Source organism: Roseobacter sinensis (genome assembly GCF_025755255.1).
GTDB lineage: Bacteria > Pseudomonadota > Alphaproteobacteria > Rhodobacterales > Rhodobacteraceae > Roseobacter > Roseobacter sinensis.
In genome coordinates, this window is the sequence record NZ_JALIEB010000009.1 from 179642 (window position 1) to 195194 (window position 15553).

The following is a 15553-nucleotide window of genomic DNA, read 5'->3' on the forward strand; positions in this document are numbered from 1 at the left end:
GATCAACCCGCCGTTTCCATTTCAGACTAGGGGGATAGACGCCGACATTCAAGCGGTGCGACGGGAACGGGATGAGGCAGTGAGCCGCAGGTTCAGAGGCGAGAGCCGCCACAAGGTCGACACGAAGGGGCGGGTGTCCATCCCGGCCTCGTTTCGCCGTGTGATCGAGGCGGCAGACCCCAACTGGACCTCGGGCAGCCCGCCGGAACTGGTCATCGTCTACGGCGATCACCGCCGCAGCTATCTGGAATGCTACACGATGGAGGCGATCGACGAGGTCGACGCCAAGATCGACGCGCTGCCGCGCGGGTCAATGGAGCGCAAGATGCTTCAGCGCCTTTTTCACGGCCAGTCCTTTCCGACCTCGATTGACGAGACCGGGCGCCTCGTGCTGCCCGCCAAGCTGCGCAGCAAGATCGAGCTCGAGGGCGAGGCCTTCTTCATCGCCGCGGGCGACACCTTCCAGATCTGGAAGCCCGAGACCTACGAGGCCGAGGAGGCGGCGCGCACGGAAGCCTGGCTCGACGAGTTGCCCGACGACTTCGATCCGCTCGAGTTTCTGGACGCAAAGAAGGGGGAGTAAGCCATGGCTGCCACGGCCTCCTCCGACGCGTCCGCCCCGCATACCCCTGTCCTTCTGTCCGCGATCCTCAAGGCGGTCGCGCCAGTGCGCGGCACCTGGCTTGACGGCACCTTCGGCGCGGGCGGTTACACGCGCGGTCTGCTCGACGCGGGGGCTGCGCGCGTCATCGCGGTCGATCGCGACCCTCTGGCCTTCGAACTTGCTGCCGACTGGGCGGCGGGCTACGGCGACCGGCTGGTGCAGCAGCCGGGCAACTTCGCCCAGATGGACAGCTATGCCAGCGGGCTCGACGGCGTTGTGCTCGATCTCGGGGTCTCCTCGATGCAGCTCGATCAGGCCGAGCGTGGATTCTCCTTCCTGCGCGACGGCCCGCTCGACATGCGCATGAGCCAGGAGGGGCCCTCGGCGGCAGACATCGTGAACAGCGCCTCGGAAGAGCTGCTCGCCACCATCCTTTTTCAATACGGCGAAGAGCGTGCGAGCCGCCGCATCGCCCGCGCCATCACGCGCGCGCGCCCGATTGCCGGAACGCTTCAGCTGGCCGAGATCATCGAAGGGTGTCTGCCGCGCCCCAAGCCCGGCCAGTCACACCCGGCCACACGCAGTTTCCAGGCACTACGCATTGCGGTGAACGATGAATATGACGCTCTTTTCCACGGGCTTATGGCAGCCGAGCGTGCACTTGCGCCCGGAGGTCAACTGGCCGTCGTAACCTTTCATTCGGTCGAGGATCGGATGGTCAAGCGGTTCCTGACAGCGCGCTCGGGCGGGGGCGGCAACGCCAACCGTTATGCGCCGCAGGCCGAAATCGTGCCGCCCGGCTTCACGCTTGCCTCCCGCAAGGCCACAGTCGCCGATGCCGCGGAGGTGGCTGCGAACCCGCGTGCGCGGTCGGCCAAGCTGCGCCTTGCCACGCGCACCGATGCGCCGGCCGCCCCGGTCGACGCCAAAACCCTGAACATGCCGACAGTCAAAGAGGTCTGATCCATGCGCACCGTTCTCTACATTCTCACGACCCTCGCGGTGATCGGTCTCGCCTTCTGGGCCTACCGCGAGAACTACGCCACGCAGGCGGCGCTGGCCGACACCCGCGCGTTGCGCGCCGAGATCCGCGCGGCACACGAGCGGTTGGCGGTGTTGCGCGCCGAATGGGCCTATCTGAACCGCCCCGACCGGTTGCGCGATCTGGCCGAGATCAATTTCGACCGGCTGCAGCTGCTCGAGATGCGCTCGGAGCAGTTCGGCCTGGTGCGCCAGGTGGCCTATCCGCCCGATCCGCTGCTGCCAATCTCCAACCCCATTGATGTTGTCCATATCGAGGACGAGACCCGCCCATGATCCGCACCCCGCTGCGCCCGCTGGCGCGTATCCTCGACGCCCGCGCCAGGGGCGAGAACCCTGATGTGATCGAGCGTGAGAACATCCGTATCCGGCATGAGCAGATGCGCGATCAAGCGCGCCAACGGGCCGAGGGGCGCCTTCTGGTCCTGGGCATGATCTTCGTGGCGGCCTTCAGCGTGGTGGGTCTCCGCATGGGTGTGCTCGCCACCGCCGAGCCGATGGAGCCCCGCGCAGAGGCGCCGGGTGCCGTGATCCTCGCCAGCCGCGCCGACATCGTTGACCGCCACGGGCGGCTCCTGGCCACCAACTTCGAGACGCATTCGCTTTATGCGCAGCCGCCGCAGATGGTGGACCCTGCCGCGGCGGCCCGCGGTCTGGCGCAGATCTTCCCCGATCTCGATGAGAAAGATCTCTACGAAGACTTCACCGGCAAGCGCAAATTCATCTGGATCAAGCGCAAGATCAGCCCCGAACAGATGCAGGCGGTCCATGAGATCGGCGATCCCGGCCTGCTCTTCGGATCGCGCGACATGCGGCTTTACCCGAATGGGCGGCTCGCCTCCCATGTCCTGGGCGGCGCGAGCTATGGCCGCGAAGGCGTGCATGCTGCCGAAGTGATTGGTGTTGCGGGGATCGAGAAATATTTCGACGACCATCTGCGCGATCCGGCCCATGGCAATCAGCCGCTTGAGCTATCGTTGGATCTGACCGTGCAGGCCGCCGCCGAGCGCGTGCTTGCCGGTGGCATGATGCTGATGAACGCCAAGGGTGCCACCTCGATCCTGATGGACGTAGAAACGGGCGAGGTGATCAGTGTCGTGTCGCTGCCGAACTTCGACCCCAACGACCGCCCGCGCCCCGCCACCAGCGGCGACCCTTCCGACAGCCCGCTTTTCAACCGCTCGGTGCAGGGCGTCTACGAGCTGGGTTCCACCTTCAAGATCTTCACCGTCGCCCAGGCGCTCGATCTCGGCCTGGTGAACCCAGGCACCGTGATCGACACGCGCGGGCCGTTGCGCTGGGGCAAGCACCGCATTCGCGATTTCCGCTTCTACGGCAATGAGATGACCGTCTCGAAGGTGATCGAGAAGAGCTCGAACATCGGGACCGCGCGGCTCGCCCAGCGGATCGGTGCGGCGCGCCAGCGCGCCTTCCTGAAAGAGCTGGGCATGCTCGACACCACCGGTTTCGAGATCGTCGAAGCGGCCACCGGCAAGCCGCTTCTGCCCAAGAACTGGTCCGAAATCAGCACCATGACCATCTCTTACGGCCACGGGCTCTCGACCTCGCCCATGCACCTCGCCGCGGGCTATGCAGCCATCGCCAATGGCGGCTTCAAGGTCAAGCCGACGATCCTGAAGCAGCACGGTCCGCAACTGGGTGATCGGGTGCTCTCTGATCCCGCCGCTCGCGCGGCGCGCAAGATGCTGCGCCGGGTGGTCACGGATGGAACCGCGAGCTTCGGCGATGTGGCGGGCTATGCGGTCGGTGGCAAGACGGGCACCGCAGACAAGCCGCGGCGACGCGGCGGCGGGTACTATGAGGACAAGGTGATCGCCACCTTCGCCTCGATCTTCCCCGCGCATGATCCGAAGTACGTGCTGATCGTGACGCTGGACGAGCCTGTCGACACCATCGGCGAAGAACCGCGCCGCACTGCCGGCTGGACAGCGGTACCTGTCGCTGCCGAGATGATCAAACGCGTCGCACCGCTGCTGGGGCTGCGCCCGACCGTTGAACCCGTGGAATTGACCGATATAAAGCACACCAACAATTGAGCCGGCAGAAAGCGAGGCAATGAGCGGAGACCCGAAAACCCTGTCCTCCCTGGGGCTGACTGCGCAAGCTGGCCGCAATCCGCAGGTCACCGGCCTCGCCGTGGACAGCCGCGAGGTGCAGGAGGGGTTTCTCTTCGCCGCGATGCCCGGTGTGAAGATGCACGGGGGCGAATTCATCCGCTTTGCCCTGCGCATGGGGGCCGCGGCGATTCTCACGGATGCGGAAGGTGCGGAGATCGCCGCCGAGGAGCTTGCGGCGAGCGACGCGGCACTGATCGTGACCACGGCACCGCGCGAGGCGCTGGCGCGGGCCGCCTCGCTCTGGTTCGGGCGCCAGCCGCCGGTGATGGTCGCCGTCACGGGCACCAACGGCAAGACATCCGTCAGCACCTTTGCGCGCCAGATCTGGCAGAAGCTCGGCCATGCGGCGATCAACCTTGGGACAACCGGCATCGAGGGTGCCTGGAGCGCCCCGCTGGCGCATACCACGCCTGAGCCCATCACGCTGCACCGGGCGCTCGCGGAGGCCGCCGAGAACGGCGTAACCCATGCGGCGATGGAAGCCTCCAGCCACGGGCTCGACCAGCGCCGGCTCGATGGGGTTACCCTCAAGGCGGCGGGGTTCACCAATCTGACCCAGGATCATCTCGACTATCACAAGAGTTTCGAGGAGTACTTCGACGCCAAGGCGGGGCTCTTTGGCCGCGTGCTGCCGGAAGATGCGAAAGCGGTGATCAATATCGAGGCCGAGCGCGGCGTCGACATGGCGGCCATCGCCAATGCGCGGGGGTGCCCGGTGGTCTCTGTGGGGCGCGATATCGGCGATTTCCACTTGGGCCGCATTCAGGTCGACGCCACGGGGCAGACGGTGCAATTCTTCCACCATGGCAAATCCTATGTGCGCCGGCTCAACCTGATTGGCGATTTTCAGGCCGAGAACGTGTTGCTGGCTGCCGGCCTGGTGATTGCCTGCGGCGAGAAACCGAACGTGGTCTTCGACACCTTCGAGGATCTGACCACCGTGCGGGGGCGTATGCAGCTTGTGGCCAAGCGCGACAACGGGGCGACGGTCTTTGTCGATTATGCGCATACGCCGGATGCCGTCGCCACCGCGCTGAAAGCGCTGCGCCCGCATGTGGTGGGCCGCCTTATTGCTATCGTGGGCGCGGGTGGGGACCGCGATGCGACCAAGCGCCCGCTGATGGGGCAGGCCGCCGCCGACAATGCCGATCTGGTGATCGTGACCGATGACAACCCGCGCACCGAGGACCCGGCCAGCATCCGCGCCTCCGTGCTGCTCGGCGCGCCGGATGCGCAGGAGGTGGGCGACCGCGCCGAGGCGATCCTGCGCGGGGTCGATGCGCTGGGAGAGGGCGATGCCCTGCTGATCGCTGGCAAGGGGCATGAGACCGGCCAGACAGTGGGCGAGGATGTGCTGCCCTTCGACGATGCCGAACAGGCCAGCGTCGCGGTGGCAGCACTCGACGGGCGCATGGCATGAGCCTCTGGAACGCAGCGGACGCCGTCGCAGCCACGGGCGGCAAGAGCTCTGGTGACTGGACGGCGACAGGCGTCTCCATCGACACGCGCACGCTGGAGCCAGGGGATCTCTTCGTGGCGCTCAAGGACCAGCGCGACGGTCATGAGTTCGTGGCGCAGGCCTTGGAGAAGGGGGCTGCAGCCGCGCTCGTCAGTCACCGCCCGGCGGATGTCTCCGCCGCAGCGCCGTTGCTGATCGTAGACGATGTCCTCAAAGGTCTCGAGTCGCTGGGACGTGCGGCCCGCGCGCGCATGCACGGCAAGGTCGCGGCGGTGACCGGCTCCGTCGGCAAGACCTCGACCAAGGAGATGCTGCGCGAGATGCTGGCGGTGCAGGGCCGTACCCATGCGTCGGTGGCCAGCTACAACAACCACTGGGGCGTGCCGCTCACGCTGGCGCGCATGCCGCGCGACACCGACTTCGCGGTGATCGAGATCGGCATGAACCACCCCGGTGAGATCGCACCGCTGGCCAAGATGGCCGAGCCCCATGTTGCGCTGGTCACGACCGTGGCTGCAGCCCATCTGGAGGCGTTCGACGACATCACCGGCATCGCTGTCGAGAAGGCCTCGATCTATGAAGGTGTGGTGCCGGGTGGTGTCGCGGTGCTCAACGCCGATATCGACACCGCCGCAATCCTCATGGCCAAGGCGCAGGATTGCCGGCTGCGCGACATCAGCTTCGGCGAACATGGCTATGATTTCAAATTGATCCGCGCCGATCTTCAGGACGATACCACCGTCGTCCAGGCGGAGATGGGTGCGGAGCCGCTGCTCTACAAGATCGCCTCGCCGGGGCGTCATTTCGCGATGAACGCGCTAGGGGCGCTGGCCGTGGTTGCGGCCCTGCGCGCCGATATCGCCTTGGCCGTGGGCGCGCTGGGACGCTGGAAGCCCTACAAGGGCCGTGGCCAGCGCGAGCGCATTCACCTCGATGCCATCGAGGTCGGCATGACGCTCGACCTCATTGACGACAGCTACAACGCCAACCCCACCTCCATGGCCGCGGCCCTCGACGTGCTGGCTGCGGCTCCCGTGACCAACGACATCGGCCGCGTCTCGCGCGGGCGGCGCATCGCCTTTCTTGGCGACATGAAAGAGCTTGGGCCCGATGAAGGCGCGCTGCACGCGGGCCTGGCGCAGCTGCCAAGCCTGCAGAGCCTCGACGTGGTGCATTGCATCGGCCCGCTCATGCGGTCGCTTTACGATGTGCTGCCTGAGGCGCAGCGCGGTGACTGGTTCGAGACAGCCGAGGAGGCACTGCCGCGCCTCAAACGCCGCCTCGACAGCGGAGACGTGGTGCTCGCCAAGGGCTCGCTCAGCATGAAGCTGGGCCTGATCGTTGACGCGATCCGCGAAATGGGACATGCCCCGCCGGGCGACGAAGAAGGATAACGGATGCTCTACTGGCTCACGCTCTGGTCCGACGGGGGGGACGTCTTCAACCTCTTCCGCTATATCACCTTCCGCGCAGGCGGCGCCTTTCTCACCGCGCTGGTCTTCGGCTTTCTCTTCGGGCGCCCGCTCATCGCGGTGCTGCGCAAACGGCAGGGCAAGGGCCAACCCATTCGCGACGACGGGCCTGAAGGCCATTTCGCCAAGGCCGGCACGCCCACCATGGGCGGCTTGCTGATCGTCGGCGCGCTGGTGACCTCGACCGCGCTCTGGGCCCGGCTCGACAACCCCTTCGTGTGGATCGTGCTCGGCGTGACGCTCAGCTTTGCCGCCATCGGCTTTGCCGACGATTACGCCAAGGTCTCCAAGGGCAATCACAAGGGCGTGCCGGGCAAAGTGCGGCTGTTGCTGGGTTTTCTGATCGCCGGTGTGGCGACTTATGCGGCCATGCATGTGCACGGGCTGAACGATGTGGACCTCGCGACCCGTGTCGAGAATTACGACCCGCTCGCAGGCCGCCTGGCGCTGCCGGTCTTCAAGGATGTGCTGATCAACCTCGGCCTCTTCTTCATCCCCTTCGGCATGTTCGTGATCGTCGGCGCTGCCAACTCGGTGAACCTCACAGACGGGCTCGACGGGCTCGCGATCATGCCGGTGATGATCGCCGCTGGCACGCTGGGCGTGATCGCCTACGCCGTGGGCCGGGTCGACTTCACCGAGTACCTCGACGTGCACTACGTGCCCGGTACCGGTGAGATCCTGATCTTCTGCGCGGGCCTCTTCGGCGGCGGTCTCGGGTTTCTGTGGTACAACGCGCCCCCCGCGGCCGTCTTCATGGGCGACACCGGCTCCCTGGCCCTCGGAGGTGCCCTCGGCGCCATCGCCGTCTCCACAAAGCACGAGATCGTCCTTGCTGTGGTCGGAGGCCTCTTCGTGGTGGAGGCGCTTTCGGTGATCATCCAGGTCCTCTACTTCAAGCGCACCGGCAAGCGCGTCTTCCTGATGGCCCCGATCCACCACCACTACGAAAAGAAAGGCTGGGCCGAGAGCACCATCGTCATCCGCTTCTGGATCATTTCCCTGATCCTCGCGATGATCGGGCTGGCGACGCTGAAAGTGCGCTAGATAGCCCGGCTCCAAATCAAGATCAGTTTCCAGCCCGAAGCGGACATGATCCTACCGCGTCTTGAGTCCCATGCTTCCAGCAGGGCGGGCGTATCTCGTTGAAAAACTCGTCCTTGATTGCCGGGTAAGTCTCTGATTCAATTCGTCCTTTAGGGAGGGGTTGGCGATGTTGGGACCGAGGCAGGAAGCGCAGGCGGCATTGTTCTATGAGTTCTCGTTGGATGACCACGTTCCCCAAGATCACCTGCTGCGGTCGATTGATCGGTTTGTCGACCTGAGCAACAACCGCGCGCATCTATCAGAATTCTACAGCCATACAGGGCGTCCATCGGTCGATCCTGAGTTGCTGATCCGGATGCTGTTGGTAGGGTACTGCTTTGGCATCCGATCTGAGCGGCGGCTGTGCGAAGAGGTTCATTTGAACCTGGCGTATCGTTGGTTCTGCCGCCTCGATTTGAGCGACCGCATCCCTGACCATTCCACGTTCTCCAAGAACCGCCACGGGCATTTCCGAGAGAGCGAACTGCTCAGGCAATTGTTCGAGACCACGGTTGCGCGTTGCGTAGAAGAAGGTTTGGTCAGCGGCCAACGCATGGCGGTTGATGCCAGTCTGATCAAGGCGGATGCGAACCGGCAGTTCTCGGCGTCCAAGGAAGAATGGGATACTAACCGTATTGATGTGGATACCGCGCCTCGTGCTGTTCGCGAGTATCTCGAAACGCTTGATGAGGCAGCATTTGGTGCTGCCAGCGAGGTACAGCCGACGTTCACGTCCTTCTCTGATCCTGCCAGCCAGTGGACCGCGGCACGCAAAGGACCGGCTTTCTTCAGCTATTCCGACAATTATCTGATCGACACAGACCATGGTGTTATCGTCGATGTGGAGGCGACCAGATCGATCCGCCAAGCTGAAGTCGGCTCAACCAAGACCATGCTGAACCGAGTCAAAGACAAGTTCGATCTGCACCCGGAATGGCTGATCGCGGACACCGCCTACGGCTCAGGCCCCATGCTGGATTGGCTGGTGAAGCGCAACATCGCGCCGCATATCCCGGTCATTGATAAAGCGGGCCGCACTGATGGCACATGGTCCCGCGCCGACTTCGAATGGGACGCCGAGAACAACCAGTACATCTGCCCCGAAGGCGAAGCGCTCAAGCAGTTCCGCCGCAACTATTCCGATCCCAATCGCGGGCCGACGGGCAAAGGTGTCGCCAAGTATCAGGCCCTCAAACACACCTGTCAGGCTTGTCCATCCAAGCCCAAATGCTGCCCCAAACCAGCCGCCACGAGGTCGCAGGCCGCTAGCGCCGCGCAGGCGTCCCCGGCCCCCAGCCCCACTGGTTTGGCCGAGAAAGCAGCGACTGTCTCTGTCACGGCATCGAAACTGGAGAGGCCGCCCACATAATCAAGGGCCTCGTCGTTGCCGAAACTACCCGCGCTCCAAGCTCCCATCCGCTTCCTCATTCCGTTGCCTGACCGCAGACTGCCCACGAATTCTGGCGCTTTTATGACCCCATCCGGCTGGCCTGCCTCGCTGGTGCGACTTCGCGCGCCCGCGTGCTCGCCATCGAACCGCTTAAGAGCTGACATTCGCTGCAGAAACGCGAATAGGCAAATCAAGCTGATTCCGTTGAAAAACTCTTCCTTGATCTGGTCGCCAGCGCCTGATTCAATTCTCTCGACGAGCGGGAGGGGTTGCGATGATGGGACCGAGGAAAGAGGCGCAAGCGGCCTTGTTCTACGAGTTCTCGCTGGAAGAGCATGTCCCGCAGGATCACCCGCTGCGGTCGATTGACCGTTTCGTTGATCTCAGCACCATCCGCGCGCATCTGGCGGATTTCTACAGCCATACGGGCCGCCCCTCCGTTGACCCTGAACTGCTGATCCGCATGTTGCTGGTCGGCTATTGCTTTGGCATCCGCTCTGAGCGGCGGCTTTGCGAAGAGGTCCATTTGAACCTGGCTTATCGGTGGTTCTGTCGTCTCGATCTGACAGATCGCATCCCGGACCATTCTACTTTCTCCAAGAACAGGCACGGGCGCTTCCGCGAGAGTGATCTTCTGCGTCACGTGTTCGAGACGACAGTCGCGCGTTGCATGGCGGAAGGGTTGGTTGGTGGTCAGGGCTTTGCGGTCGATGCCAGTCTGGTTGTCGCGGATGTCCAGAAGCAGAACTCCAGCAATCCGGAAGATTGGGAGGCTCGGGAGATTGCCCCAGCAGATGCTCCGCGTGCTGTGCGGGAGTATCTCGATGTGCTGGACAATGAAGCGTTTGGAGCTGCCAGCGAGGTGAAGCCGAAGTTCACAGCCCATGTCGACCCTGCAAGCCAATGGACGGCAGCCCGGAAAGGTCCTGCGTTCTTCGCCTATTCGGACAATTACCTGATCGACACAGATCACGGGATCATCGTTGACGTAGAGGCCAGCCGGTCCGTCAAAACAGCAGAAGTGGGCGCATCACGCCGCATGTTAGACCGGACCAGCGAAAGGTTCGGGTTAAAGCCGGACTGGGTTGCTGCAGACACCGCCTACGGCTCCGCAGAGAACCTCGCCTGGCTCGCTCTGGATCGGCAAATCCTGCCGTTCATCCCCGTCTTCGACAAATCGAAACGGCAGGATGGAACGTGGTCACGATCTGACTTCACCTGGGATCCCGCCAATGACAGGTATCTTTGCCCCGAAGGCAAAGAGCTGAAGCGCACCCAGCAATACCACAAGGACCCACGCAACAAGCAGCCACGAACAGGGCGTCGCAAATACCGCGCCAGCAAGATGGTTTGCAGTTTCTGCCCTGCGAAGGAGAAGTGCTGTCCGAAGGTCGATGCGCGTTCCGTCACCCGCGAGCGTTTCGAGGAGGTTCGGGAATTCGCCCGCCAATGCACGGCCTCAGAGTACAATCCAAAGGCTCAGGCACGCCGCAAGAAAGTCGAGATGCTCTTCGCCCACCTTAAACGCATCCTCGGGCTGGGGCGGCTCCGATTACGAGGCCCGTGCGGCGTTCAAGACGCGTTCACCCTCGCAGCCACCGCCCAAAACCTCCGGAAACTGGCCAAGCTCAAGCCACTGGGTCCCGCCACCGGATAAAACGGCTAACAAGCCGTCAACATCTTAAAGAAATCAAAATGCTAATCCACCAAAGCGGGCAACAACGGACGCCATTTTCAACAGAATCAGCCCAGAGCGCAAATTCGATTTCATCGCCGCGCGCGCTCGCAGAAGGAGAATTGCAGCACACGCTCACAATCTAATGCTGCTACGCTGCGAGGAAACTGGTCGTGGGTGTGGCATGCCGCGAAGTCGGAGCACGTATTTCTGAAGTCGCGGGAAAACTGGTCTTTGATCCTATCAAACCGATTGGGCGCGGAGGGCCGGAAGGCGCTAATGAGCGTTGCATTCGATGCCCAGAAGAGTACCCACGCTTTTGCCGATGGCCTCTTTGCCTGCAATCGGTATCGTGCTGAGGCGACGTGCGAGATCGCCGTGACCTTCCCGATCAAGCACGTCCAAAAGACGAGCGATATTAGTGGTGTCCTCGTCAGTCATGACATGCCCAAATACATCGTCGGAGGTTCGGGCGCCGCCCAGCAGTGGTAAGAGCGCCCGTGTCGCCGCGCGGCGCAGATCGCATTGACCAATGAGCCCCTGCAGGATTGGATGGCGGAAGTCGCGTACCAAGTCCGACAGTTTGGCTCCAGCGGTGCTGCCTCTCAGCCGTTTGTCGACAGAGCGCGCGAGACCGGAGGTTACCATCCCAGCAGAGGCGCGAGCGCGTTCTGATAGGGTGAATCTGGGGCCCGCAGGCTCGGATACGTCGTTTGCGAGACCATCGAGATAGGACGGATAGCCCGACGAACACAGCACATCGAGGTCGAGCGCTTCAAAAACCCGGTTGATCTTGCATGCGATGCCCCAGTTGTCGGCCTGTGCCCAGACGAGGCCGGTGGCGCGGGGCAGGGTGACATCCTCTTCCTCAATGAACAGGACGGAACCGGAATCTCCGCTGGAAACAACCCCCGGCAAGGGCGTGCCTGGGGCGGGCTCGAAGTAGTAGTTGTCGCAGATCAGGATCGTTGTTGTGTTGCCGCCTGGGGACAGCAACAACGGGAAGGAAAACGCGGCATCGGTATCGATCACACGACCCGAAGTGACCCCGGTGGTCTGGCCGGACTTCCACACGGGCGTGAGCCAGCCAGCGTTGCCAGTGTCATAGATCGCCGGGCCAAGGCCGAGAACGGTCAGCAGGATAAGGTCGGGATCGTCTGCGCCGACAATCCCGGCGTCCACGTAGTCGCAATCTGCCGGTGTCGGATTGGGGGGAGCAGGATTGATTGGCACAACCCTTTTGACAAATCCGATCCGGTCCTCTGCCGGGTTGCCGCCATCCTGCGTGCCCGGCTGAACAACTGCAGCCCCGAGTGTTCCGCCCAGAACGTGCCGGTTCGATAGCGCGACAACGGTGTCGTCGGTTGTGTCAAGCACCCAGGCCCCAAGAGTGCCATTGAAACCCGATCCCGGGACAGAGATGCTGGTGCCGCCTGGAACCGGTCGTAGCCGGTCTTCGGGATCCTCCATCAGAGCTTGGGGAGGGGCAGCGACCACAACGTCAGTCGGAAAGTCGATCTTGCCACCTTGCCCGTCCGGAATTTGCACCGTCTTGGGGATCCGACGCTCATGCGGCAACTGGTCGGTCTTGATCTTGCAGGCGACGTAGATGCGCAATGTCAATCGCGGCTCGTATTTGCCGCCGCGTGTCGGCAGACCGATCCCCACCCCGAAGGCTCCATATCGGGTGAAGGGATTGCTGGCTATGAATTGAGGCAGGTGGTTGCGCATCATTAGGGCAGCGCGGCGGTCTTCTTCTGGAATATCTTCCGGTGAAAGGTCTGAAGTGTTCATGACAAATTCCTCAACAAAAAATTTCGGCCTTTAGAAACTTGTGCCCCACCAAGCAGGGCGCTGATCTTGAGCGCCTCATCTGCGCCTTTGCAAAAATAGATAGAAGCGGCAAAAATTTGCGTCGTTAGGCACGTTGGGGCCACCCATATTGCGCCAGTTCCTCGGTGCGCTGAAATCCGAAACCAAACAACCGGCACATCGGTTCTGTTGATGCGCCGGTCAGGCTGTTGCGTCAGTTGTCGACTTCCAGGACCACGGCGGCTGTGTCACCGCGGTACTGCAGCCCCATGTCGTCGCCATCGGTAATCTTGTTGTAGACGTTCAGCCACAGACTGAAAGCGCACCGACTTTCGGTTTGCAGCATGTTGCCGAAGGTCTCGGTTCCCGAAGCTCCGACCGGAGCCGCCCCAGGCGGACCACCAACATTCATTGGCGACGAGGTGGGGAGCGTACCGCTCGAGTTTGCGGTATTGCCCAATCCGCGTCTCCAGGAGATGCTGTGCGACGCATGGAACAACTGGTTCTCATGGAACGCCCGGTACCCAATGGAGAATGTTGACGCTGCCGTGCCGACAAGGAACTGGCACTCATTGTTGTTGGCGACCAGATCGAGACGCAGGTCCTCGATATCAGCGACCATTTCACGATTGTCCCACCAGAACATATGGGTAAGGGCACCATATGGCACTTCGAGCGTGCTGCCGGTTTCCTGGAACCGTCGCCGGAAGGTAAAGGCTGCCTCGGTCTCGTCCCCACCGAGACCAGTCGGATCTGTTCCGGTTGGTCGCAGCCTGTCCCCGCTCTCATCGAAAATTTCAACTGTAATCAGATGCCGAACGGTCGGGTCGGACCACCTGACATCGTTTGTGTCGAGCAAGGCATGGAACTGATTGTCCAGCCAGTCCGTGGTCGGATTGGTGTCGTAAGGAATTTCAAACAGCGCGTTCTGACCATCGACGGAATTGGGCCCGAGTGAGACAGGTACGATGTCACCACCTGCTTCAGATTTGAGCCAGGCAGGCACCGTCGTAACATCATGCCGCGTAGCGCCCAGAGCTGGCGCCCCGTCCGCATCTGCTTCGACCACGCTGATCCGGTAGTATTTGGCACCGGCATCCTGCATGCCTTCGGTGATCGTCAGATTGATCTTTAAGGTGCCACCCCAGTTTCGATCAGTGACAGAACTGAGCGGGTCGGGAACGGGATAGGCTGTCCCGGATGTGGGATCGGGAGATGAAACGGCAATCGCGCTCGCAGCGTTTGGAGTGTTGAGTTGATGCGCGCCAGTGTCGGCGATCGCGTTTAGGAAGACATGCCTGCCTGCCGGGTTAATGCGACAGCCATATGCGAAGGGGCTGTAGCTCGTGAGCGTCGGGTCGTCATCAGCGGCAAACCAGTTACCAGCGGACACACCGTCGTAGACGAGGATCTCAAATTGGCCAAACGGCTGGTACACCCTGTAGGCATATTCGAAGTGGCATCCGGGTTGCAGGAGGATCGGGAAGGACGGCCAGCAGATTGAAAAGCGCCCGTCCAGTCCGGGGCTCCCTTCTGCCACCTGCACCGGGGGGTCGCAATCGTAGCTTGGGCAGAAAAGGTAGGGGCGCCCATTCACATAGGTTGGAATGGCCTCCGGAGGCAGGCTGCGAAGTGCTCGAAGATCTGTAGCAGCATTGACTGACTGTCGATCAAGGGCGCCGGATTGGAAGAACGCAGCGGACACCTCGGGTACTGGTGCGGGGGTCCTGAGCCGTTCGAAGGGCGTTGGCGGATGGGGTTGAGGAAAGTCCGGAACAACTTCCTCAAGCCGACACACAAGCTCCTTCAGTCGCGGGTCGAAAACAATCCACGGGTCGCAGCAGCAAACCCGGCGATAGACCTCGATCCGTGCTTCGCAGATCGGCGCACAGTTGAAAGGCCACGCGATCAGTTCATCGATTGAGGCCGCGGGCGAGAGACGTTGCGCTGTTTGCGGAGCCGATATCAATGCGGCGTTTGTGGTACTTGAAGAACTCGCAGGCGCGAGCGTTCGTGCCCGAAGGGACGCCGCGCCAATACGGCGTGCGGACGCCACTGGCTCTAGCGCCATTGCCGCAAGGTCATCGAACCACCACTGACCTGGGCGGCAAACCCGTGTACGACCAGAGACACATTGAAAGATCGGGAACCAAGCCTCCCAAAGTCCAGGCGCAATGTCGAGAGCCCCTTCACGCAAGCGAGCGGTGAAGTCGGTCGAACGCAGGCTTAGGCCGATATCTGTCAGGCATTCGAGGTTCGCGCCCAAAGGGCCGATGCGCACGATCTCGGCGCGCTTCAAGGCGTCAGCGGAAACATCGAATCGTCCATCCTCGGCAACCGTCGACCGTTCCAATTCCTCACCTGCTCGGGTCCAGAGTGAGACATCTATTGAGGGTTTGGTTCGCGGTTCCCCGGTGTCCTGCAGTCGGATTTGAAATCCACCACTGTTGCCATCGCCACCATCGGCAGAAGTATTCTGGGCACACATAAGATTGTCCTTTCAAAAAAGGCTTTTGAAGACGGCGGCCAGCCACAAACGGCTTGCCGGGTCTGGGAAATTGCTTTCGTCATTAGATCTGGCAGACTGCGACTAGGAAGTAATTCCCGAAGATTCAGTCCGGTCGCTTTTTAGACAGCGCGCTATTTCAAAATAACTATATTAAACAGAGCGTTACGCTCCGCTCTATTCGAGCTGTAATACCCATCAGTATACACGAATCTGCGATTCGATCAACCGACGCTACAGCGAACGCCCTGCCGGTCGAGGCTCAACCAATCAAATCTTTGCTGCCCAGTTTCTAGGGTCAGGACCCATTGATTTCCTTTGAGTGGCATGATTCATCGGTCGAAAATCGAATGGTGATATGAGCGATCTA

General features: G+C 62.1%; 11 protein-coding genes and 1 pseudogene. 9 read left to right on the forward strand and 3 right to left on the reverse strand.

The genetic code is table 11. The features are described 5' to 3' along the window. Window positions 1-79: 79 nt before the first annotated feature. The 8 genes and pseudogenes from mraZ to MUB52_RS14780 all read left to right on the forward strand — a co-directional run. Window positions 80-583, forward strand: coding sequence for a division/cell wall cluster transcriptional repressor MraZ (gene mraZ, locus MUB52_RS14745; protein WP_263844998.1), 504 nt, complete (start codon window positions 80-82; stop codon window positions 581-583). Between the two features lie 3 nt (window positions 584-586). Next, entirely contained in the window at window positions 587-1567 is a 981-nt protein-coding gene (rsmH, locus tag MUB52_RS14750; RefSeq protein WP_263844999.1) for a 16S rRNA (cytosine(1402)-N(4))-methyltransferase RsmH, read from the forward strand. A 3-nt stretch (window positions 1568-1570) separates the two neighbouring features. Beyond that, window positions 1571-1921, forward strand: a complete 351-nt coding sequence (gene ftsL / locus MUB52_RS14755) for a cell division protein FtsL (RefSeq protein WP_263845000.1) — start codon at window positions 1571-1573, stop codon at window positions 1919-1921. Then, window positions 1918-3702 carry a peptidoglycan D,D-transpeptidase FtsI family protein gene (locus tag MUB52_RS14760; protein WP_263845001.1) on the forward strand — a complete coding sequence of 595 codons (1785 nt, stop codon included), beginning with the start codon at window positions 1918-1920 and terminating at the stop codon, window positions 3700-3702. The genes ftsL and MUB52_RS14760 overlap by 4 nt, the downstream gene beginning before the upstream one ends. Window positions 3703-3721: 19 nt before the next feature. After that, window positions 3722-5203, forward strand: coding sequence for a UDP-N-acetylmuramoyl-L-alanyl-D-glutamate--2,6-diaminopimelate ligase (locus MUB52_RS14765; protein ID WP_263845002.1), 1482 nt, complete (start codon window positions 3722-3724; stop codon window positions 5201-5203). Then, window positions 5200-6636, forward strand: a complete 1437-nt coding sequence (locus MUB52_RS14770) for a UDP-N-acetylmuramoyl-tripeptide--D-alanyl-D-alanine ligase (protein ID WP_263845003.1) — start codon at window positions 5200-5202, stop codon at window positions 6634-6636. Before MUB52_RS14765 ends, MUB52_RS14770 begins: the two co-directional genes overlap by 4 nt. Before the next feature lie 3 nt (window positions 6637-6639). Beyond that, a complete protein-coding gene (gene mraY / locus MUB52_RS14775; protein WP_263845004.1) occupies window positions 6640-7761 on the forward strand; it encodes a phospho-N-acetylmuramoyl-pentapeptide-transferase in 1122 nt (373 codons plus the stop codon). Between the two features lie 166 nt (window positions 7762-7927). Continuing rightward, window positions 7928-9079 (forward strand): annotated as a pseudogene (locus MUB52_RS14780) (IS1182 family transposase); the annotation flags it as partial. On the opposite strand, the gene MUB52_RS24080 reads toward MUB52_RS14780, so the two are convergent. After that, window positions 9004-9354, reverse strand: a complete 351-nt coding sequence (locus MUB52_RS24080) for a DUF4259 domain-containing protein (RefSeq protein ID WP_404818230.1) — start codon at window positions 9352-9354, stop codon at window positions 9004-9006. The pseudogene MUB52_RS14780 and the gene MUB52_RS24080 sit on opposite strands and share 76 nt — an antisense overlap. Before the next feature lie 110 nt (window positions 9355-9464). Here MUB52_RS24080 and MUB52_RS14785 point away from each other — a divergent pair, with 110 nt between their 5' ends. Further along, the gene (locus tag MUB52_RS14785) at window positions 9465-10847 is read left to right on the forward strand and encodes an IS1182 family transposase (RefSeq protein ID WP_263845005.1); all 1383 of its coding nucleotides are present in this window, start codon (window positions 9465-9467) and stop codon (window positions 10845-10847) included. A 294-nt stretch (window positions 10848-11141) separates the two neighbouring features. Here the strand turns inward: MUB52_RS14785 and MUB52_RS14790 are convergent, their stop codons facing one another. Further along, window positions 11142-12659, reverse strand: coding sequence for a S1 family peptidase (locus tag MUB52_RS14790; protein WP_263845006.1), 1518 nt, complete (start codon window positions 12657-12659; stop codon window positions 11142-11144). A 232-nt stretch (window positions 12660-12891) separates the two neighbouring features. Further along, window positions 12892-15165 carry a hypothetical protein gene (locus MUB52_RS14795; protein WP_263845007.1) on the reverse strand — a complete coding sequence of 758 codons (2274 nt, stop codon included), beginning with the start codon at window positions 15163-15165 and terminating at the stop codon, window positions 12892-12894. Window positions 15166-15553 lie beyond the last annotated feature (388 nt).